20 protein-coding genes are annotated in these 22839 nt (G+C 32.7%); 4 read left to right on the forward strand and 16 right to left on the reverse strand.

The window, feature by feature from the left end; genetic code table 11:
* Positions 1-6: 6 nt before the first annotated feature.
* The 6 genes from V6246_RS03660 to V6246_RS03685 all read right to left on the reverse strand — a co-directional run bounded on the left by V6246_RS03660 (position 7) and on the right by V6246_RS03685 (position 6418).
* The gene (locus V6246_RS03660) at positions 7-1896 is read right to left on the reverse strand and encodes a monovalent cation:proton antiporter-2 (CPA2) family protein (protein WP_341559001.1); all 1890 of its coding nucleotides are present in this window, start codon (positions 1894-1896) and stop codon (positions 7-9) included.
* Positions 1897-1901: 5 nt separating this feature from the next.
* On the reverse strand, positions 1902-2498 hold the full coding sequence (kefF, locus tag V6246_RS03665) for a glutathione-regulated potassium-efflux system oxidoreductase KefF (RefSeq protein WP_341559002.1): 597 nt from the start codon (positions 2496-2498) through the stop codon (positions 1902-1904).
* Between the two features lie 44 nt (positions 2499-2542).
* Positions 2543-3166 (reverse strand): MarC family protein, encoded by a 624-nt coding sequence (locus V6246_RS03670; RefSeq protein WP_159020435.1) that lies wholly within the window; start codon positions 3164-3166, stop codon positions 2543-2545.
* 181 nt (positions 3167-3347) lie between these two features.
* A complete protein-coding gene (locus V6246_RS03675; RefSeq protein WP_341559003.1) occupies positions 3348-4022 on the reverse strand; it encodes an NAD(P)H-dependent oxidoreductase in 675 nt (224 codons plus the stop codon).
* 212 nt (positions 4023-4234) lie between these two features.
* On the reverse strand, positions 4235-4864 hold the full coding sequence (locus tag V6246_RS03680; RefSeq protein WP_341559004.1) for an alpha-ketoglutarate-dependent dioxygenase AlkB family protein: 630 nt from the start codon (positions 4862-4864) through the stop codon (positions 4235-4237).
* A 48-nt stretch (positions 4865-4912) separates the two neighbouring features.
* Entirely contained in the window at positions 4913-6418 is a 1506-nt protein-coding gene (locus V6246_RS03685; protein ID WP_341559005.1) for a BCCT family transporter, read from the reverse strand.
* Between the two features lie 194 nt (positions 6419-6612).
* On the opposite strand from V6246_RS03685, the gene V6246_RS03690 reads away from it, so the two are divergent.
* On the forward strand, positions 6613-7509 hold the full coding sequence (locus tag V6246_RS03690) for an AraC family transcriptional regulator (RefSeq protein ID WP_341559006.1): 897 nt from the start codon (positions 6613-6615) through the stop codon (positions 7507-7509).
* Between the two features lie 170 nt (positions 7510-7679).
* Here V6246_RS03690 and V6246_RS03695 read toward each other — a convergent pair whose 3' ends face one another.
* The 4 genes from V6246_RS03695 to V6246_RS03710 all read right to left on the reverse strand — a co-directional run bounded on the left by V6246_RS03695 (position 7680) and on the right by V6246_RS03710 (position 11899).
* Positions 7680-8081: a group III truncated hemoglobin gene (locus tag V6246_RS03695; RefSeq protein WP_341559007.1), complete on the reverse strand. Its 402-nt coding sequence runs from the start codon at positions 8079-8081 to the stop codon at positions 7680-7682.
* 1 nt (position 8082) lies between these two features.
* On the reverse strand, positions 8083-10314 hold the full coding sequence (locus tag V6246_RS03700) for a nitric-oxide reductase large subunit (protein WP_341559008.1): 2232 nt from the start codon (positions 10312-10314) through the stop codon (positions 8083-8085).
* A 32-nt stretch (positions 10315-10346) separates the two neighbouring features.
* Positions 10347-10688: a cupin domain-containing protein gene (locus V6246_RS03705; protein ID WP_341559009.1), complete on the reverse strand. Its 342-nt coding sequence runs from the start codon at positions 10686-10688 to the stop codon at positions 10347-10349.
* A 269-nt stretch (positions 10689-10957) separates the two neighbouring features.
* The gene (locus tag V6246_RS03710; RefSeq protein WP_341559010.1) at positions 10958-11899 is read right to left on the reverse strand and encodes a YHYH protein; all 942 of its coding nucleotides are present in this window, start codon (positions 11897-11899) and stop codon (positions 10958-10960) included.
* Positions 11900-12063: 164 nt separating this feature from the next.
* On the opposite strand from V6246_RS03710, the gene V6246_RS03715 reads away from it, so the two are divergent.
* Positions 12064-14442 carry an outer membrane beta-barrel family protein gene (locus V6246_RS03715; RefSeq protein WP_341559011.1) on the forward strand — a complete coding sequence of 793 codons (2379 nt, stop codon included), beginning with the start codon at positions 12064-12066 and terminating at the stop codon, positions 14440-14442.
* 10 nt (positions 14443-14452) lie between these two features.
* The gene (locus V6246_RS03720) at positions 14453-15217 is read left to right on the forward strand and encodes a M15 family metallopeptidase (RefSeq protein WP_341559012.1); all 765 of its coding nucleotides are present in this window, start codon (positions 14453-14455) and stop codon (positions 15215-15217) included.
* Position 15218: 1 nt separating this feature from the next.
* Here V6246_RS03720 and V6246_RS03725 read toward each other — a convergent pair whose 3' ends face one another.
* The 6 genes from V6246_RS03725 to V6246_RS03750 form a co-directional block, all read right to left on the reverse strand.
* Positions 15219-16265, reverse strand: a complete 1047-nt coding sequence (locus V6246_RS03725; RefSeq protein ID WP_341559013.1) for a glycosyltransferase family 9 protein — start codon at positions 16263-16265, stop codon at positions 15219-15221.
* 66 nt (positions 16266-16331) lie between these two features.
* Entirely contained in the window at positions 16332-17150 is an 819-nt protein-coding gene (locus tag V6246_RS03730; RefSeq protein WP_341559897.1) for a DMT family transporter, read from the reverse strand.
* Between the two features lie 16 nt (positions 17151-17166).
* Complete coding sequence (locus V6246_RS03735) at positions 17167-18081, reverse strand: EamA family transporter (RefSeq protein WP_341559014.1); 915 nt, start codon at positions 18079-18081, stop codon at positions 17167-17169.
* A gap of 115 nt (positions 18082-18196) precedes the next feature.
* Entirely contained in the window at positions 18197-18649 is a 453-nt protein-coding gene (locus V6246_RS03740; RefSeq protein ID WP_158849650.1) for a cold-shock protein, read from the reverse strand.
* Positions 18650-18910: 261 nt separating this feature from the next.
* Positions 18911-20014: an MBL fold metallo-hydrolase gene (locus V6246_RS03745; RefSeq protein ID WP_341559015.1), complete on the reverse strand. Its 1104-nt coding sequence runs from the start codon at positions 20012-20014 to the stop codon at positions 18911-18913.
* Between the two features lie 98 nt (positions 20015-20112).
* Positions 20113-21669: a DEAD/DEAH box helicase gene (locus V6246_RS03750; protein WP_341559016.1), complete on the reverse strand. Its 1557-nt coding sequence runs from the start codon at positions 21667-21669 to the stop codon at positions 20113-20115.
* Positions 21670-21821: 152 nt separating this feature from the next.
* On the opposite strand from V6246_RS03750, the gene mgrA reads away from it, so the two are divergent.
* The gene (gene mgrA, locus V6246_RS03755) at positions 21822-22835 is read left to right on the forward strand and encodes an L-glyceraldehyde 3-phosphate reductase (RefSeq protein ID WP_341559017.1); all 1014 of its coding nucleotides are present in this window, start codon (positions 21822-21824) and stop codon (positions 22833-22835) included.
* Positions 22836-22839: the final 4 nt, after the last annotated feature.

Raw genomic sequence — 22839 nt, forward strand, 5'->3', positions numbered from 1 at the left:
GAAAAGTTATCCTTTTTTAGTTTTGTTTAAAGCCTTTCTAATATGTTCGCTATCCCAGTGATTATCGTATTCTACAATGCCGCGTTTAAAATCTTCATTTAAGAATTTCTCTTGTTGCTCAAGCTCTTTTTTAGCTTTGAATATATAGTTTTTTTCGTCTTTAGGCTCTTGCGATAAACGTCTTAAACTATCCTCATCATACTTAATGAAATTTTGAACTTGTCGGTTTAAAGTGTATTTTCTGAAACCCATTTTACTCAAAACATCTTTAGCTAACGTAAGTGAAGTTTCTAAAGATTCTCGGTAAATATTTTCATTTCCAAGGTTAAGTAGTTCATAAGCATCGTATCTATTTTTAGTACGAATCATGAATTCCACATGTGGATATTTCTCTTTTATAATTTTACCAATGGCTTTTGAAACCGAGATTTTATTGGTGGCGCAAATAACAATTTTAGCCTCTGCAATACCAGCCGATTCTAGTAAATCGAGACGTGTAGCATCACCATAATAAACCTCAAATCCCATTTTTCGAAGAAAATCAACACGGTTAGAGTCGTGATCTAGAATAGTAGCTTCTACACCATGAGATCGCAGAAAACGCCCAATAGTACTTCCGAAGTGACCAAAACCTACTAATATAATTTTTTGAGTTTTCGCGATATGATCCATTGGTCGTTTTACAGACTCTTTTGTGCCTGTTCTTGGGAGTATAAAACGTTCGTTAATAATACCAATAATTGGCGTTAAAGACATACTAAGTGCCGTTATTACCAACATCATATCCATTTGTTCTTGTTCTAAAATATTTAATCCAAAAGCAAACGATAGTAATACAAAAGCAAATTCTCCAATTTGAGCCAAACTGCAAGTAAGCAGTAGTTTTTGATCTAATTTCAGTTTAAAAATATGGCCTGTAATATATAATACAATACCTTTTAATATGATAATAGCAACCAAAATACCACCAATTTCTAAAGGACTATTTGCTATAACAATAAAATTGATTGATGCGCCTACAGCCATAAAAAACAAGCCCAGCATTAAGTTTTTAAAAGGTTCTAAGGTACTTTCTAGCTCGTGTTTAAATTCACTATTAGACAATACAACGCCACCTAAAAAAGCGCCTAAAGCAGGACTTAAGCCAACAAATTCCATTAAAAGTGAAATACCAAAAACAATTAAAAAAGCTGCTGCTATTAGTAATTCTCTAACACCAGTTTTGGCAACTTTACGAAGCATAGGTACTATTAAATAACGGCCTGCTACTATAATTACAACTACCGATAAAATAATAGATAAAGTTTGTAAACCTAATGGTAAACCATCTAACAAGTTGGTATGATCGCTCACGTTTTCCGCGGAAGCGCTAGCATCAGTATTAGATAATAACGGAATAAAACCCAACATGAAAATAACTATAATATCTTGAAATAATAAAATAGAAAATGACGAAGATCCAAAAGTGGTTTCCATTAAACCTTTCTCTTTTATAGTTTGCATAGCAATTGCGGTAGATGATAATGCTACGGCCATAGAAATAACTAAAGCCACTTTCCATTCGAAACCTAAAACAGTAAATAAAATATAGGAAAGTAACATGGTGCCTCCTACTTGTATACCTCCCATGCCTACAATGGTTTTCCGCATGTTCCAAAAGTTTTTTGGTTCTATTTCTAATCCTATTAAAAATAGCATCACAACAACGCCAAATTCAGCGAAATGCATAATATCTTCACCTTCATTTCCTATAAAACCAAAAACATAAGGTCCAATTAAAACACCGGCAAGCAGATAACCAATAACGGAACTTAAGCCCAAGCGTTTGGCGATAGATACGCAAATAATGGCTCCTGCTAAAAATACAATGGCTTCAAAAAGGATACTTCCTGTCATAATAATTAAGCGTTATTTAGTTCTGGTATATCATTTAAAAAAGCACAGCCATTAAAATCTCCTAAGGTGTAATCTTGCTGCAATAAATCGATTAAATCGCTATATTGTTTAGCGTGATTTGATAAGGCCTCATCATCTAAATTATGCGTCCCCATAACGGCAAACGGCGGAAAATAAGTCATACCACACAGGTTAGCTGTTTGTTCAAAAGGCCTTAAAAATTGATTTACTGTAAAACTATTGGAACCCTGAGAACAATATAATTCCTTAGAGCCTCCTGTAGTAATTACATTTAGGCAGGTTTTATATTCTAAAGCATTAGTATTTGGACCGTAAGCCCAACCAAATTCTAGAACCATATCGATCCACTGCTTCATTAAAGGCGGACAACTATACCAATAAAACGGATGATGCCAAATAATAACATCATGCTGTTCTAGTAGTTCCTTTTCAGCTTTAACATTAATGTGAAAATCGGGGTATTTCTCATATAAATCATGGAAAGTAACGCCTTCCTTATCTTTTACATGATCAACGAGTATAGTATTTGCTCTAGATTTTTCAAACTTTGGATGCGAAAACAAAATTAATATTTTTTTCATATGACTATCAATTTATTGCTTTCCAGCATTAAAAGTTAAAGAACCTAGTTCGATATTAAATCGAAAGAAATTTTAATACCTTGAATTATCATACCTGTACCAATAATGGCAATTATTAAACCCATTATTTTTCCTATTACAGAAATAACGTTATATCCCACAAACTTAACAATATGGTCGCTTAACTTAAAAGTGAAATAAGTTATTAAACTCATAGATCCGAAAATAAGAATCACCAAAAACATTTGTAATGGTGCAGCGTTTGATACAAAGTTCATGGCTGTTACAATAGTTCCTGGACCAGCTAAAATTGGTATTGCTAATGGAGAAACAGCAATATCTTCTTCAATATGGACATCGTTTAAACTTTTTACATTCGATTGTTTAGACTGTAACATCTCGAAACCTATAAAAAATATTAAAATTCCACCTGTAATTTTAAAGGCAGGAATACTAATATTGAATAGTTCAAAAATATATTTTCCTAAAAGAATAAACACCACAACAATTATAAAAGCAATGATATTTGCCTTTTTATTGATGGCATCTTTGGTCTGTTTATGCGCACCTTGTGTTAAGGATACAAAAACAGTCATGTTTGAAATAGGGTTAGTAATAGCAAAAAAACCAGTAAATACGGTTATTGCAAAGGTAATTAGGTTATCCATTTAATGCGAAAATTTGAATCTGGAAAGAACTTGAATTACTTCTGTTTCACCAAATCAATTTTAATTTATTTTTAATATTTATTTTACGAATTGGTTTAATATAAGAAATGCTGAGATTAATTAAAAAATTAATTTCAGCATTTTAATAAAATAGGTTGTTATAACCTTATTAATTAGAGACCTATTTCCAAGTTACAATATCATCAAAGTTTCTTCTAGATTTACCATGCGCCGGATCTTCTTTTCTGTATCCAAAGGCTGCCATGTAAGCTAAGCCGTATTTATTTGTGTCTACACCAAATTTTTCTTGTAATAAAGCCTCTGCTTTTTCTTGATGAAAACCTTCTATTGGGCAACTATCAATACCTGTTAAAGCAGCAGCTGTCATCATATTTCCTAAAGCGATGTAAGCTTGCTTAGAAGACCAATCGAATAATTTTTTATCACTATCTAAATCAAAATCACGCTCTTGAAATTCTCTATAAAAAGTAGAATACATATCTATAACATCTTGAGGTAATTGCTTTACATCCTTCATCATGTGCATAATATAATCTGCATCATGCTTTACCATAGGCGCTTTCATGGCTAAACCTAAAATAAAATGACTTGCTGTATCTAATTTTAAAGGTGCTCCCCAAGCTACTGGTTTTAATAATTCGCGTAATTCTTTATCTTGAACTACGATGAAATGCCAAGGTTCGAAACCAAATGAACTTGGTGATAATTGAGCTGTTTTTAATATGAAATTAATATCTTCATCTGAAACCGTTTTAGTAGAATCAAATTCCTTAGTAGCATGTCTAAAATTAAATGCGTTTAAAATATCTTCTTTTGCAATGTTTGGCGTACTCATTTTATATTTTTTTAATTGATGTTTTAATGTTTGTGCAAATATATGCGCGTTTAAGTTTTAATTTGAAGTATAAAAAAAGGTGAATTAGGTATAAATCGAGGTATTAAACAAGAAAAAGGATACTTTTCGATAAAATTGATGCTTTAAACATGCTTATCGACTTCTATTTGTACCATAAAATAAGAACGAACCCTTTATTAATACCTTCAAACTTATTCAATCCATCTGAACGTTAAATTAATTCGTGGTCTAATCTTTCTAGAGGTTTTTGGTATTTTATGTTTCCAATTGTCTTGGGTAGCGCCTTGCATAATTAAGAAACTTCCGTGTTCTAAAGGAATACCAACACGGTTTAAATCTTTGCGTGTGGCATGTTTTAACTGAAAATTTCTAGTTTCACCAAAAGTTACAGAACCTATAACGGTATTTTTCCGTTGATCAGCTTCATAATCTTGATGCCAATCTACACTATCATTTCCATCGCGATAATAATTAAGTAAGCAACGTTGAAATTTAATATCAACCTCCTGCTCTATTCGTTCTTTTATAAATAGTAAATCAGCATTCCAAGGCACCATTCTACTTTCACTTTCAGCATAAACCATTAGTTCATCCTCAGATCCATACCATGCCGTTAACCTAGGTAAATCTACCTGTTTTCCGTAAATAGTCAATTGGTCTTGTTCCCAAATGGTATTTTCTATTAAGCTGTGATAAAGGCGATCACTTTCTTCTACAGAGAAAAAATTTTCAAATAATATAACCTCCGCTCCGGGAAGATTAAATTCCGTTTTTATAATTTCATTTGTAGAAAATAAGTTGGGTTGTTTAAATAAATCCATGATTCCTTCCTTTAAAGTTTAATCGTAGAAAATGGTAAAAACTAACAGTTATGTTTTATCAATTATAGTCTTATGCTGCAAAATGTCTTTTATAAAATAAATAAGCATAATTATTATGAAAAACGAAAATGGCAGCGACGTGATAATTAACAAGCGCTGAACAGCTTCTAATACATTTATATCTGCTTTAATGTTACCTAAAAGCACTAAAGCAATAGTTGCTAATAAAATAAAAACAGACCAAATAACACGATGTGTTTTACTCGGGTTTTTAGCGCCTTTATCTGTAAACATACTCAGTACAAATACCGCAGAATCTACTGAAGTAATTAAAAAACTAATTAATAAAACAATAGATGTTATATTTAAAAATGTGGCATACGGATAATGTTCAAAAAACACAAAAATTGAGGAAAACACATTGCCAAACTCATCATTATAAGCTCCCCTATTTTCTATTAATTGAAAGGCCGAAGTTCCAAAAACCGAAAACCAAAAAAATGTTCCTAATGATGGAATAATTAAAACTCCCAGTAGCAATTGCCTTATGCTACGCCCCTTAGAAATACGTGCAATAAATATTCCTGTAAACGGTGCCCAAGCCAACCAAAATGCCCAATAATAAAAGGTCCAACCTGTTAAAAATTCTAAACCCGGATTGTAATCCCCAAGCGCTAAGCTAATAGGTACAAAATCGATTATGTAATTATAGGTTGAAGTAACAAATGCTATTAAAATAGCCTTTATATCGCTTGTAAAAAAGATAAATAACAAAATCGCGAAAGTGACAATGATATTTAATTTAGAAAATATTTTAATGCCTTTATTAACACCTTGCCAAGTCGAATAACAAGCAATTGCAGAAATAAGCACACATAAAATTATGGTTGTTGTTAGTCCGAAATCTTGGTTTGAAATATGATTTAAGCCACCATTAATTTGTGTGGTTCCTAAGCCAATTGCGGCAATTAACCCAAACACCGTTGTAATAATGGTTATAATATCGACACTGTTTTTAAGTGTTTCACTTTTAGAATAATCTTCAATGGTCGAACTGATTCTTACCTTTTTCTTTTTAACATGTAAGGCGTAGCCAACTATAACTGCAAATAGGCCATAAAATGCCCAAGCTGTAAGTCCCCATTGATAAAACGTAAACTCTAAAGCCACTGTTTCCGCAGATAAATTAGAACTAAACGGTGGGTTCTGCTGCATAAAAACCGGTTCTTGCACAGCTCTCAATAAAATTCCGGAACCCATTCCTGCGCTATACAGCATAGCTGTCCAAGACCATAACGAGTATTCTGGTTTGGATGATGGTTTTCCCAATTTTATTTTTCCATATTTGGAAAGAGCTATAATTAATAGCGCTAAAACACAGCCAAAACCTAAATACAAGTAAAAATAGCCAAAGTAGTTTCTAACCCATAAAGAAGTGCTTTCAATAGCTTTATAACTCGTTTCAGTAGCTAAAAACACGATTAATGTAAAAGTAAATATGATGCTGATTGAAACTGATAAAATGGTATGTTTTCTAATATATTTTAAAATCAAATTATAGCTTTTTTGTAAAAATAGAGATTAGTATTTAAATGTGATTAATTATCCTTTAATTTAAGCTGGAAGTCGGTTTGAAATGTATATCAAAAGGATAATATGGTATAAATAAAGGTTTGAAGTATGAAAATATACATTTGTAGTTCTTTTTTAGCTAAATTTGAATAGAATTTTCAATAAATCATACTGAAATGCAAGTAATTGAAGCTTATAAACCTTTTGAAATACAAGAAATAGAATTAACAGATTGGAAACAGCGCCCTGTGAAAAACAGCTTTTTCGAATTGGTTTTGATAAAGGAAGGTCAAGGCACACAATGTATTAACTACAACGAGCATCAGTATAATAAAGGGAGTATCTTTTTATTACCACCTTTAAAATGTCACTCTTTTTCTATTGAGCAACCTACAAAATTTGTGTTTTTAAAATTTACAGACACCTTTTTTAAGAGTGTAAACCGCATTACTATTGATAGAAATGAATGGTTTAAAGAAGCCTCGTATATACTATCAAACTACAATCAATTACCAGGTGATATTATAAAAAATGAGGTCGACAGAAATCATCTAGAAAGCTTAATTTCGATGATTTTACAAGAATCTAGAAATTATGGAGAATCGTCTATAAATCTTGTAACCAGCTTAATGACTAGTGTTTTGGAGTTACTAATACGAAATATTAAAAAGAGTAGTTATTTTGAATTGCCTAAAAATAATTCGGATGATAGAATTACTAAAATGCTAACCTATATTAACGAAAATCTTGACAAAACAGAATTACTGAAAGTTGAAAACTTATCTGATGTGTTTATGATGTCTCCAACATATGTTAGCGAATTCTTCAAAAAACAAGTAAACATGCCATTGCGAGAATATATAATCAAAGCAAAGCTAAAACAAGTAGAAATACGTTTACTCAACTCCGATTTTACATTAACTCAAATTGCAGACGAATTAGGCTTTACAGATGTCAGTCATCTTTCTAAAACCTTTAAACGTTATGCAGGCACTTCTATCCGCGAGTTTAAAAATAATGGTGAATATATGCTACTTAAGCGAGGTGCTTGCGCTTCTAGTATTAGAGCTTAGTTACTTCTTGTAAATAAAAAAAACGGATTCTAAAACTCAAAACTTTCACCGTATTAAACCACAAATCAATTAATTAGATTTTAGTTTTTTATAAGTTAAGTATTGAATTAAAGAACCCGTTTTTACTAAGAACATTAATTAATTAAATAATCAGTTTATGTGTTCATTTTTTAAAATTTACAATGTTCTGGTCTATTTTTATAAACATAAGCAAATTGCCCAATAGCCATTCGTTCTGAAGCTTCTTTTGCTCGCTTTGCTAAAGCACCAACAAACAGGCGATCTATTGTAGAAGCCCATAATTGTAGCCATCGATTAAAATGATTTTGATCCATACCATGGTTTAAGTATTTATCAACTTCAATATGTGCTTTGCTTGGGTTACCTTTAAAACAGACTTCCCCAAACAAATTAGTAACCCAAAAATCGGTAAGTTTTTCAATATGCGGCGGCCATTGTTCATCAGTTAAATGATGATTAAAAATGGGGCCTAACATATCATCCTTTCTAATTATGGTATAAAACTCGGATACTAGTTTATTTACGTCTCCTCTGTTTTCTATGTTCTTCATTCTATTTTAATGTATTAGTTTTTCTTTTTAAGCAATAAATAGTTTCTCCTATAGTAAACCAGCAGAAATAAAATATACCCACAGAGAAAATCACATCACCAATCATACGCATCCATTTTAAAGTTTGTACCGTTGGTGAATATAATAAATCTGCACTACGAGCAAACGAATATCCTTTTGTTATTGAGGTGTACGCTTGTATAATTCCAACTGGCAACATACTAAAAACAACCATAGCAACTAAACCAATATTTAACAACCAAAAGGCACGTTTTAGTTTTTTAGACTCCCAAACACGATCGGAATAAAAACGTAAACAAATAATAATGAATCCCATACCTAGTAGACCGTAAACTCCAAATAATGCGGTGTGTGCGTGTACTGCTGTTGTATTTAAACCTTGAATATAATACAAGGCAATTGGAGGATTTATTAAGAAACCAAATACACCTGCACCTACCATATTCCAAAAAGAAACAGCGATGAAAAAGAATATAGGCCATTTGTATTTTTGCATCCAATCGTGTTCTTTTAAAATATTCCAGTTTTCACGAATTTCAAAGCCCATTAAAGTTAATGGCACCACTTCTAAAGCACTAAATGTGGCTCCTAAAGCAATTGCTTGTACAGGTGTTCCTGAATAATATAAGTGGTGAAGTGTTCCAATAATTCCACCTGCCAAAAATATAGTTGCCGATGCAATAGAAGCTCGTCCAGCTGTTTTAGCTGAAAGAATCTTCATTCTTAAGAAAATAAAAGCAATAATTACGGTTGCAAAAACTTCAAAGAATCCTTCTACCCAAAGGTGAACCAACCACCATCTCCAATAGTTAATTACTGGTAAACTACTGTTTTCACCATACATTAATCCTGAAAAGAAAAACATACCAATGGCAATTACAGAAATCAATAGTATGATTAATAAATGTTTAGAATCGTCGTTTTTCTTAATAGCAAAAACCACGTGTCTGCCCACCATAATTACCCATAATACAAGGCCAATTGCTAAAAATATTTGCCAGAAACGACCGAGGTCCATGTACTCGTAACCTTGATGACCAAAGAAGAAATTGGTTGTTAAATCTAAAAATTGGTGCACACCCAACCACTCACCTATTAATGAGCCTAAAACAATAACGAGTAAAGCTCCAAAAAGGAAGTTTATTCCAAATACCTGAAATTTCATTTCTTTACCGCTAATCATTGGTGCCAAGAATAAACCTGTAGCTAACCATGTTGCAGCAATCCAAAATACAGCTAATTGTGTATGCCAAGTTCTGGTAATAGAATATGGTAAAATACTAGATAAATCCATACCAAAAAAGGCTTGACCTTCTACAGTATAATGCACTGTCAATGCACCTAAAATAACTTGTAAGGCAATCAATAATGAAATCACAATAAAGTATTTTAAAACCGATTTTTGAGATTTTACAAGAACAAGTGTATCTAAAGGATCTTGTTTTGGGTGAACAATAGCATCACCTTTTTCATGTTTTCTGAGGTAGTAATATGTTAAAATCCCTATAAAAAGAAGTAAAAGCACTACAGAAAATCCAGACCAAATTTGAGAATCGGCAGTAATAGTATTACCAATTAATGGCTCGTGTGGCCAGTTGGATGTATAGGTGTAATCTTTTTCTGAGCGGTTTGTACTAGCTGCCCAAGACGTCCAAAATAAGAACGCATTTAATTGTTCTAACTTTTTAACGTCAACTAAAGCGCCTACAGGTATGGCATATTTTTCGTGTCCGTTAGAAAAAATATCTGTATAATGTTTAGCGTTTTCTACAATAGCACTATAACGATCTTTTGTGATTGTAACACTTTCATTTGATGGATTATACGTGTTTGTTTTTATAGTTTTAATTAAACGTGCTTTCAATGCTGCCTTTGGCTCTACTCCTAAACTTTCATAACTTGTATTAAAGTCTCTTTGCGCCCAAGTTTCTAATAAAAAAACAGCTTCTTTATGGATCCAATCGGCACTCCAATCGGGAGCAACATAACTACCGTGTCCCCAAATAGAACCTACTTCCATACCTCCAATAGACTCCCAAACGTTTTGTCCTGTTTGTATATCTTCTATAGTAAATACGGTTTCGCCGGTTTCTTGTATAATAACTGTTTTAGGAATTGGCGGTTGTTTTTGATAAACTTCTGTCCCTACCCAAATTAATGCGATAAAGGATAGTATTACGACGCTGGAAAATGCGATCCAAACTTTTTTCATTGTGATTGATTTTTATTAGTTTCTAGAAATAATTATAGTTTTGCAACGTCTTGAACACGTTCTACGGTATCTGCAATAGAAATGGAAAGTCTAACAATAGAATCTTGCAATCCATTTAAATCGTGCGGCACATTAGCGTCTAACGCTATCAGTGCTCCCTTTTTCAATATCTTTTGTTCTCCGTTTACACCAAACTCTATCTCACCTTCAAAAATTTCAACTATTATTGGGTATGGTGCTTTGTGCTCCTTCATCAATTGTCCTTCTTTTAAGGCAATCCTTAGTTCTTTTGTGGTGTCTGTTTTTAATAATAACGTTATACTTGGTTTGTCTTCGGTATAAATAAGTGCTTCTGTAAGTGATGCTGTTTTCATAATTATTTCATTTAAATTGTTAGTAATGCGCTGTTGTATTTTTTCATCATCTTCGTTATAATGGATTAAAAGACCTTTTTATCTTTTTTTTAATCCCAATTATAGATAATTTTATAAATACTTCTCTTCGCAAAGATAGTTTATTTTAATAAAAGACAAAATTATCCGCTATTAAAATAATAGTTATTTTATCTCAATTAAAATCTAAATAAAAAAGGAACTATTTCAAATTGAAATAATTCCTTTTTTACTAAAATTTATAAAGTTTTTTATGGTCTTTGATTTTGCCCTTGCCCTCTTGGTGGTCTTTGTCCTCTACCACCCTGTCCTGGAGGAGGCCCAGCAGGATGTCTTTCTTCTTCAAACTCCCCCATTAAACAACGTCCAACATATGGATAAGTATCTGTAACCATATATACATAACCTCCATTAACATAAACACCGTTACACTCATCTAAATCCCCTAAACCTTTAACGTATTCCCAATCGGAAACAAACGTACCATCAAACTCATCATTTTCTAACTCCACATCCATACTTGTTTTAGGATTAGAATACGTACAATCTGTAGCAGAATAAATTCCGTCAATTATCTGGAAACTAGACTTAAATGCTCCAATTTTTGAATAATAAATAGGAAAACCATCCTTGGCAAAACCAAGATGAACCAAATCTTCTCCAGAATCAAAAGCCTCTACAAGCGCTTCCGAAATACCGTGGTAGTGATATTCTCCTGTAGGTTGCACGTGTGCGTTATTAAAATCTAAACCTAAATTAATTAAATCTTGTACAGCTTCAACTCTAAAATTCTCTCCACTATCGCAAATTACCATTTCTGCCGTTTCTGGTTCAAGCTTTACACCATTTAAAGCCACACCTGGTTCTCTCATCCATTTGGCTGCACCTGTAAAGGTTGGTTTTAAAGGAATTTTATAAGATTTATTTTGTGCAGAAATGGTATTAGGGTTTCCCTTTCTAGGGTATTCTCCAGTGGTGTGGTTTGGCAACGCATTGGTTGTCATTACACGGTAATCTCCATCTATAGCCATTGTGGTTTTGGTACCATACGTACTATTGTTAATGGTATAATTCCCAAAATAATTATTAGAGATTTCTGTTTCGTTTTGTTCCGTAGTTGTATTGCTTTTTTGGGCGTGGCAACCATAAAACAAGGTAATTACACCTATTAGTAAAGTAGTTTTATAATTCATTTTTATATTGTTTTCTAATTTAGATAAGAAAAAACTTAAAAACTTGCGTCAATGTTTCTTTTTTTTTAAAACTTTTTCAAAATTCTTCAGAAAAAAGCTTCAAAATTAACATAAAAAGAAAGGGATGCATTTTATATTTGTAAGGTAGCCAAATAACTCATTTCATGATCTTAAAACGTTTAAAACATATTATTTACTTCTTCTTTTTTATAGGAAGTATTTTAGGTAACGCTCAAAATAAAACTATAGAAATTAAAGGGAAAGTTCTAGAAGCCGAAAGTAAACAAACTATAGAGTATGCCACAATATCTATCTTGGATGTTGCAACCAAGAAACCTGTGACTGGAACAATAACTAACGAAAAAGGTGTGTTTTCAATAGATGTAAAAGCAACTAATTTTTACATTGAAGTGAGCTTTTTGGGCTTTACAACCAAAACATTTAAAACCTTTAATGTAGTAAACAACACTATCGATTTAAAAACCATTAGCCTTTCGGAAGATTTAGAATCTTTGGGTGAAGTTTTGGTAAGAGCAGAAAAATCGCAAACCGAGTTTAAGCTAGATAAACGTGTATTTAATGTGGGCTCAGATTTAAGTGCTACTGGTGCGGGTGCTTTAGAGGTGTTAAACAATGTACCTTCTGTAAATGTGAGTATTGAAGGTGAAGTTAGCTTACGCGGAAATTCGGGCGTGCAAATCCTAATTAATGGGAAGCCTTCTGTTTTGGCTAGTGCCGACGGTAATGCACTAGGAACTATTACTGCCGATATGATTGAAAAGATAGAAGTTATTACAAATCCATCAGCTAAATATGATGCTGCAGGTACTTCTGGTATTATAAATATTGTGATTAAAAAATCTGAAAAGAAAGGCTTAAATGGTTCAGCGTCATTAAATGTTGGGGTGCCAAATAGTAATAGTTTCGGGTTAAGTTTAAACCGTAGAACAGAAAAGTTTAATCTATTTAGTCAGTTAGGTTTTGGCTTGCGTACCTACCCTGGAGAAACTGAAAGTATTAACCGCGACTTGTTAAACAATACAGAAATAAACAGTATTGGAGATAGTGAGTTTGACGAAAAATTCAGTAATATTTTAATAGGTACCGATTATCATATTAACGACAGAAACGTGATTACCCTTTCAGGATCTTACGCTTACGAAGTGGAAGATCAAAGTTCGCAACAAAACTATACTGGTTTAGATGCTTCCAATAGTGTTACCGATGCTTGGCTTCGTGATGAAAAAACTGAGGCTACCAATCCAAAATTGCGTTATGAATTGCAATATAAAAAGGATTTCAAACGTCACGAAAATCAAAGTTTACTTTTTAGCGCTTTGGGAAGTTCTTTTAGAAAAGATCAATCGTCTAATTTTAATAATACAACTAGCATTGGTGATTTGCCCGATGAACTTCAAAATACAAGAACCGATTATAAGTTGGAAGATTACACCTTTAAATTAGATTATGTCCACCCTTTTTTGGAACATTACACAATAGAAACAGGTTCTCAATATGTTATTAATCAAGTCTCAAACGATTTTGCCGTTAGCGATTTTGAAGAAGGTGTTTGGGTCGATAATACTGATTTAACGAATGTTTTTAATTTCGATCAAAATGTATTTGGTGTTTATACTACAGCCGCTTACGAAGGTGAAAAATGGGGTATTAAAATGGGTATTCGTTTAGAAGATACACAAATTGAAACCCTATTGGAAACCACCGATGAGAAGGACTCCAAGAATTACACAGACCTCTTTCCTAGCGCGCATACTTCTTATACTGTTAGTGATAATTTTTCATTACAAGCGGGTTATTCACGACGTATTAATCGTCCAAATTTACGATCATTAAATCCATTTTCTAATATTAGAAATAACTTCAATATTTCTACAGGAAATCCAGATTTACAACCGGAATACACAAATTCTTATGAGTTAACCAGTATTCATAAAATAGGAAAAGCCTCTTTAAACCTCAGTTTATACAACCGTTATACCACCGATGTTATTGAAAATATTACAGAGTATGCAGATGACGTTAGTACTTCACGTCCTGAAAACATAGGGACAAGTAATACCACTGGTTTTGAATTTAACGGAAAATACAATCCTATAAACTGGTTTTCATTAAGCGGAGAATTCAATATTAATTTCTTTGATAGACAAGGTGTTTTTGAATCTGAATCTTTCGATTTTAAAGGAAATAGATGGACTACAAGTTTAACTTCAAAATTTAAATTACCTCTAGATTTCGATTTTGAAATGTCTGGCGATTACCAATCTAAATTTAAAAGTTTACAAGGTGAAACCTATGATAATCTGTATGCCGATCTAGGTCTTCGTAAAAAGATTTTAAAAGGAAAAGTTATATTAAATATGAGTGTGCGAGATGTTTTTGCTTCTCGTGTAAACCAATCGGAAACTTCACAAGATGACTTTTATTTATACAACAGCCGTAAACGCGGTCGTTTTGTTACTTTTGGCGTAAGCTACGGTTTTGGAAAAGGTGAAGCCATGGAATTTTCTGGACGTAGACATTAATTTATTTTATATGAAAAACCTTGTATTGTTTACTCTTGTCGGGATATTGTGCCTACTCTATTCTTGTAAAGATGAAAAACAGCCTGTTTTGGTTGAAAACCTAGCTGTGGAGACCATTGTTAAGGAAATTCCGAAGAAAAAAATAGACAGCATGATTACCAAAGATTTTGTTCTCGGAAAATTCAATTACACCAAGCATCACGCTTTTGAAAAAGTAAGTGCTTCTCATTCCTCCAAAACAATTTACTTAAACAAGAATTGTTATGAAGCCTTCAAGGCCATGCATAAACAAGCAAAAGCAGATGGTATTAATTTGATTATTATTTCTGGAACACGAAATTTTTACGAGCAAAAAAGTATTTGGGAGCGTAAATGGAAAAAATACGAGAGCTTTGAACCAAATGCACGTGCTTTAAAAATTTTGGAATATAGCTCCATGCCAACATCATCACGCCATCATTGGGGAACAGACATGGATTTAAATAACCTAAACAATAGTTATTTTGAAAAAGGTGAAGGTTTAAAAATTCACAATTGGTTATTAAAGCATGCCAAATCGTATGGTTTTAAGCAGGTTTACACCGAAAAAACACATGGAAGAACGGGCTATAATATGGAGAAATGGCATTGGTCTTACATGCCGTTAGCTGAAACTTATTTAGAATTTTATAATGCTAATATTAGTTACACCGATATTGTTGACTTCAAAGGATTTGAACAAGCCCAAGAACTAGATGTTATAAAATATTACGTTAATGGAATTTCTAAAGATTAATTTATCTTAAAATACCATCGATTGATTTAATCCAATCGTTAATGTCGGTATGGTTTGTATTAATGGCAACACTTCCATTTCCGTAAGGTGCGTAAATATTTTCATTAGTTACAGAAAAGAATCCAACACAAGGCGTTAAAGCTGCGCTAGCCAAGTGCATCACACCATTATCTGCTGCAATAAAAACACTTGTATTGCTCATGATACCTGCCATTTCACGAATATCTTTACTATAAAAATTTAAAGATTTAAAATTGATCTTTGAAATATTCTCAATAGGCAACATTTCAATAATATTAAAATCTGGATATTCCGTTTTTAAACGTTCATACAAAGCTTCCCACCACGTTTCAGAATAACATTTATCTCCCGTAGCATTGGTATAAATACAAATGGTTTTCTTGTCATTCTTAATAATATCATCTAAAATAGTTTTTCCTTTTGCTTTTTCAGCATCTGTTAATTTAATATCTAAAACAGGCATTGGGCTCTCATTTTTAGGAAAACCTAAACGATTTAAGTTATACCTTAAATTATAAATAGGGTATTTAGAAATATGTAAATGATCACTGAATGTATTCTGTATACTTTCGTTTACATCACCGAATACTTTAATTTTAGCTTTAGCCAAATTCGTTAATAAACGTCCAGAAGATGAGTTTTTATCACCATTTATAACCAAATCGTAAGCATTAGATTTAATCGAAGCCCAACTTTTAGCGTATTTAAAAAGGTTGCTAAATGGTTTTCTTGGTAATTGAATAATTTTAGAAACCTGCTTATAGTTTTCAAAAACAGGATAGGCAACACCTCCTTTTACAAATAAATCTATTTCGCAGTTAGGGAAGGTATTTAAAACCTCTTGTACTAATGGCGTTAATAGTAACTGATTACCTAAACGATGATTAGGACGAATAATTAAAACACGTTTAATGTCTTCCGCCTTAAGCGAACCCTTTTGAGGTTCAGTATAAGAGCTACCAACATTTTTAGTAATGTTACGCATTACTCTTCTTCTTACTTTGTTTACGCGTGTTTTAAAAGTCATCTATTAAATTATCTAAAAATAAGATTGTAAAATTACAAATAAGCGCAGAGCTTGGCAAAAAAACAATTAGGCCTTGTTTTTCTCTTTATATCTAATGTTTAAAATAAGTCCGCCAACAATTAACGCAATACCAAGTAAGCTCCAAAATGTGTACACTTCACCAAAAATAAAAGTCCCGAAAATTAAGGTAAATACGACTTCAATATATTTTAAAGGCGCTACTTGGCTTGTAGAAGCCATTTGGAAAGCTTTGGTCATGTAAACCTGTCCGAAATAACCAAATACACCTAGTATACCGAGTAAAAGCCACTCTTTACCTATTGGCATAATCCAATTGTTTATCGAGCCCAAAAGACCTACTAAGGTTGAAATAATCATGAAATAATTAACCACTACTACGGGATGTTCACTTTTCCCTATTTTACTCAATATAATGTAAACTAAACCACTAAAAATAGCCGAAATAAAGATTAAAAGAAGTCCGTAACCACTCACTTCTTTATCAAATCCCTTTAGAACTAAAACGCCAGCAAAAGCAAGTGCAAAAAAGAACCACTGCACTAATTTAATTTTTTCCTTAAGTAAGAATACTGCAAATATAGCAGCGAAAATTGGAGCTAAATATCTTAAAGATACTGCACTACCTATGGGTAAATATTTGGTAGCCATGAAAAACAAACTCATAGACGTTACGCCTACTACACCGCGCAGAATCAATAATTTTTTATTGTTACCTGCAAACGAAATTTTATTTTTTAATAAGAAACCAAATGTAAAAAACAGAGAGCCTACAGAACGAAACAGAACAATTTGAAAGGCACTGAAATTACTTAAATATTTTACTGTGGTGTTCATGCAAGCAAAGGCTAACGTACTAATAAGCATGAATTGTAAAGCTTTTTTAACGTCCAAGAGATCGGGGTTTAAATTTGCGTTTCGAATTTATAAAATAGACACCAGTTAATAGTATAACAGCTGCAATAATAGATTGTTTTGTTAAATTTTCGTCTAAAACGAACCATCCTAAAAACAAAGCGATAACCGGATTTACATAAGTCGACGTTGATACTTTTTCTGGTGAAACTTCTTTTAGTAAATAATTAAACGCTGTAAAAGCGATAATACTACCAAAAATAATAAGCATAAGCATAGACCAAAGTACTGGAGTGCTCCAAGTTGTTGGCGATGTCCACTCTTCTCCAAAGCATACACTTGCTATGGCTAACATTACACCACCGGAAAGCATTTGGTAGCCTGTGTTCACAAAAAAGTTTTTCGGTAAATTAGCGTTACCTACAAATATAGAGGCATAAGCCCAACTAACCATGCATACAAAAATCATGATCATTCCTAAAATTTGTCCGTCTTTGCTAATTATTTGTTTCTGGCTCACTAATAGAAATATACCTAAAAAACCTAAGGCCACTCCAATGTAAGACATAGCAGATATTTTTTTGCCTTGTAAAATGCGCATTAAAATAAGTACAACAAGAGGTTGTGCAGAAATTTCTAAAGCAGTAAAACCACTATCTACAAACCTAAGCGCCCAAACTACAACGCCATTACCAAAAGCTAGAAATAAAAAGCCTGCTATAATGGTGTTTTTTAATTGCGTTCTAGTGATGGAAAGATCAAATTTTAAAATTTTAGCAATTATAAAAATAAGAATACTAGCCGTTATAAAACGCATGGAGCCTAACATAAATGGCGGCAATTCTGTTACCGCTATTTTATTAAGCAAATAAGTAGATCCCCAAATTACGTAAATGGCAAAGAAGGCCAATACAATAGAAATCGTTTTACGAGAAACAGCCATTAAAAACCTTTTTAAAAAGAAATAATCCTCACAGTAAAACTGTTGAGGATTATTTTAAAATTTCCTTTAAATAAAACGCGATAAGTTCTTTAAAAAGAACCATTTAACGAATGTATTATATTTTCTTTACTCTAACGGCATTCATACCTTTTTGACCACGTTCAAGATCATAAGTTACTTTGTCGTTTTCTTCAATATCGTCTAATAAACCGCTAACATGAACAAAATATTTCTCTTGATTCACGCTGTCGATAATAAAACCAAAACCTTTAGAATGATCAAAAAATGATACTTTTCCTTCTTTAATTACTGGTTCTTCTTCAATACGGTCTTCCTTTTTAGGGATTCCCAATTCGATACTTTCGGCTTCAACCTTTTCACGCATAGCCGGGTCTGGCGGCGTATCGGTTAAATTTCCGTTAAAATCTACATAAGCAAACTGGATGCCTTGCGGGTTTTCTTTAGCTTCTGCCTTACGAGCGTCCTTCTTCTTTTGCTTTTCCTCTCTTTTCTTTAAGCGTTTTTTCTCTTTTTCAATTTTGTTAAATGTGACTTGCGATTTTGCCATAGTTTAAAATATCCTACTTTTTTTTGTAAATTAATAAGGAGTAAAGATACGGCTTATTTTTATGATGTGATAATATTCAGAGGATTAAAAATATATTCGAATTAAAATAGTTTAAATTAACAAATCCCTTATTTCTACGGCGGTTTTCGATATTATCATCTATTTGCTGGTTGCGACTTTACTGTTTCAAGAGATATACCAAATAATTATTCTATAAAAAGGCATCAATATTGTCTTCAAACAGAAAAACAAATAGAACTACTACTTCCCTCTTCCAAGTTCATTTTCAGTAATAAAACCATCTTTATTTGCGTCTCTTTTATCAAAGTTTTCTTTTAGCTTTCCTTTAGCTTCCGTTTTAGCTATTTTTCCATCTTTATTTGTATCCAAACGCTTCAGCATATTTTCAAAATTAGGTCCTTGATTATTTTTTGTCCCATTTGGAATTTGCTGGGGTGTGTTCGTATTACCTTCAGCTTTTGGAAACGTCATTAAATCTTCAGCATAAAAAATTGAACCTGTATAGTTTTCGTTTATGGCTTGGCTTGTTGCAACTTCATCTACATTATTAAAATTTAAATGCGTTAATACTAAGTTTTTAACTTGAGCTTCATTTGCCATTCGTGAGCTTTCATCTAAATTAACATGTGCATGCTCTTTATTTCCTCTATTTTTTCCGTTACCTGTTCTCTTGTTTGCCTTTCCTTCTTCAATAGCTCCACCAGAATCAATAATTAAATAATCGGCTTGTTTTGCTAGTATGGGTAAACTTTCGGAATAAGATAAATCTCCCGAAATAACAATGGATTTTCCACCAGCATCAAAACGATATGCCATGGTTGCAATGGTATGGTTTACGGGCGTGCAAGAGATTTCTATATCGCCAATAGTAAAGCTTTGGTTGCCCTCTAATTCGTTTACAGTAAAATTATTAGCAACATCGCTAAAAGCACGTTGCTTTTTAGATAGTCTATAAGCAATATCTTCTTCGTAGTTCTTTATAATGCTATTAACCAGATCGCTGGTTGGCTTCGGTCCTACCACTTTAAATTGATCTGCAGCTAGCAAGGTTTTAATAAAAATTGGCGTAAACTCTTCATTATGATCTAAATGATGATGAGTAAAAAGAAGCGCATCCAAATCTTTATTTTTTACCTGTAACTTATACAAATTACCTTGAGTTCCATTTCCCATATCCACTAAAAGATTAGTGTTTTTGTATGAAATTAAAACAGAAGGTCCTGCCCGCTCCGTATTGTATTTAGGCGAACCCGAACCAATAATGGTGGCTGTTAACTCATTTTGAGATTGAGAAAAAAGTTGAAAACTTAAACAGAAAATTAAAATAGAGATATACTTCGTCATTATTAAATATTTTCTAATAAGACCTATAAATCCATAAAAGGTTTAAACGTCTCAGAAAATCAAATAATAATTTGAAAAAAGTATTAAAGTTTAAATGGTTATTCTTCTATTGGTGGATGCCCGTGAATTTCTTCAAAAACTTCATCAAAATTAGAACGTAAATATGCGTTTAGCTTTTTGCGATAATCACCTTTTAACCACTCTACAAAGTTAAATGTACTTTTACTAATACATTTTGTATAGCGTTGTATACGGAAATCGATATCGTCTCCAAGCATTTTGGCTAAGCCTAAGGCATCGTAAACATCTTCACTGTTCTCAATACAAATTTTTGCATGATGCTCGATAGAACGCTCTAAAACCACTTTAGAAGATTCTCCGTTTCTAATAGAACTTACATATGTTTTCTGAATATCGAAATACACATCTTTAGACTTTGCAAACTCGGCGCGCAAGGCATCCGGCATTTCATATCTAAAGTTACTTTCTAATTCATCATCACTTAAAATGGCATCTAAATAATAGTTTGGAGAACGGAAAATACGTTGCCAATCCAAATCTTCTCCCCAAGGACCAAAACGGTGGAAGTTGTTTCCTAAATCGATAACTGCAAAAGATTTTTTGTCCTTTAAAATACGAGAACCACGACCAATCATTTGGTAGTAAAGCGTTAACGATTTTGTTGCACGATTTAAAATAATGCTTTCTACAGTAGGCTCATCAAAACCCGTGGTTAAAATACTAACCGATGTTAAAATAGCACCAGGCGTTTTCTTAAACCATTTTAGTATCATGGCACGCTCCTTTTTAGTGTTTGTATTATCTAGGTGAGCTACTGGGTAACCGGCACGTCTAAACGAATCGTAAACATGTAAAGAGGTATTAATACCATTATTAAAAATAAGCGTTTTCTTGCCTTTACAACGTTCTTCATAAGCTTGTACAAGCTTAGAAAGCATGTCGCTAGCTGTATATAAATCTTCAGAAGATTTTACAGTATAATCACCATTGGCACCAACAACTAAAGAGGTTAAACCTACATTATATGAAAACATTTCGGCACGCGCCAAAAAGCCATTTTCAATAAGCGATTCTATACTTTCTCCAACAATTAACTCATCGTAATTATCGGTCATTGGTAATTCCATGCTCGAACTTAAAGGCGTTGCTGTAACTCCTAAAATAAACGATTGGCTAAAGAATTTAAATAACTTTGTAAATGAATTGTAGTGCGCCTCATCAATAATAACTAAACCAATATCAGAAATATCAAGTTTATCATCATTTAAACGATTATTTAAGGTTTCCACCATAGCTACAAAACAGCTAAAATCTGCTTGATCGCTCAAATCGGCCTTACTATCAACCACTTTATTGTTTACACCAAACTCAGTAAGTACGTTCGATGTTTGACGGCACAATTCAATTCTGTGCGTCATTACCAACACTTTCTTTTTGTGTGTTTTCAAAAATTGACGAACAATCTCTGAAAATATAACTGTTTTCCCTCCTCCTGTTGGAAGTTGATATAGTAAATGGTAATCGGCTGGAGATTCTTCAAAACTTGTAAAAATTTTGTCAATAGCACCTTTTTGGTAACTATATAAATCTTTCCCTGCTTTTCTTTCTTCTAATTCGGTTTTGGAAACGGACATGAAATATTCTTTAAAGTGGCTGCAAAAATAACACCTTTAAAGGGTTTTTATGGTATGTTCTTAGTGAAAATTTTAAATCATGTTTGATTTCTCTACTTTCTACTAAATATAAAAAGTAATTTATACATTTACAGTATCAAAAAAATAAGATTATGCAAATTAATGATAAGTCTGGAGTTAAAAGCTATTTAGCAAATCCAAAACGATATGATACCATGACCTACAAAAGGTCTGGGAAAAGTGGCGTATTGCTGCCTGCCATCTCTTTAGGTCTATGGCATAACTTTGGTTTTGTTGATAATATACAAAATGCCAGAGAAGTGTTAAGATGTGCTTTCGATTTAGGAATTACGCATTTTGATTTAGCCAATAATTACGGCCCTCCTTACGGTTCTGCCGAAGAAAACTTTGGTACCATATTTAAAAATGATTTTAAAAATTATAGAGATGAAATGTTTATCGCGACCAAAGCAGGTTACGATATGTGGCCTGGGCCTTACGGCAATTTAGGTTCTAGAAAATATTTGATTTCGAGCATAGACCAAAGTTTAAAACGTATGAATTTGGACTATGTTGATATATTTTATCATCACCGTCCAGATCCTGATACACCTTTAGAGGAAACTATGGGAGCGCTAGCTGATATTGTTCGCCAAGGAAAAGCTTTATATGTTGGTATTTCTAATTATCAGCCAGCAGAAACGCAACGTGCAGCCAAATTATTACGCGAATACAATGTCCCTTTTATATTGCACCAAGCAAGATATTCTATGTTAGATCGCTGGGTTGAAGATGGACTTTTGGATACCTTAGAAGACAACGGTGTTGGCTGTATTACCTTTTCACCACTAGCCCAAGGTATGCTTACCGATAAATATCTACATGGTATTCCTAAAGACTCGAGAGCAGCAAAAGATTTAACGTATTTAAATACTGAAACCGTAAACGAGAATATTGAAAAGATTAAGAAACTTGCTGAAATTGCAGAATCTCGCGGACAAAAATTATCGCAAATGGCTATTGCTTGGATTTTAAGGCAAAAGCAAGTGGCATCGGTATTAATTGGTGCGAGTTCTACAAATCAATTGAAAGAAAATGTAAAGGCTTTAGATAATTTAGAATTTACTGAGGAAGAATTAAAACGTATTGAAGAGGTGCTTTCTTAAAAAA

The sequence above is a fragment of the Algibacter sp. TI.3.09 genome (assembly GCF_038154905.1).
GTDB lineage: Bacteria > Bacteroidota > Bacteroidia > Flavobacteriales > Flavobacteriaceae > Algibacter.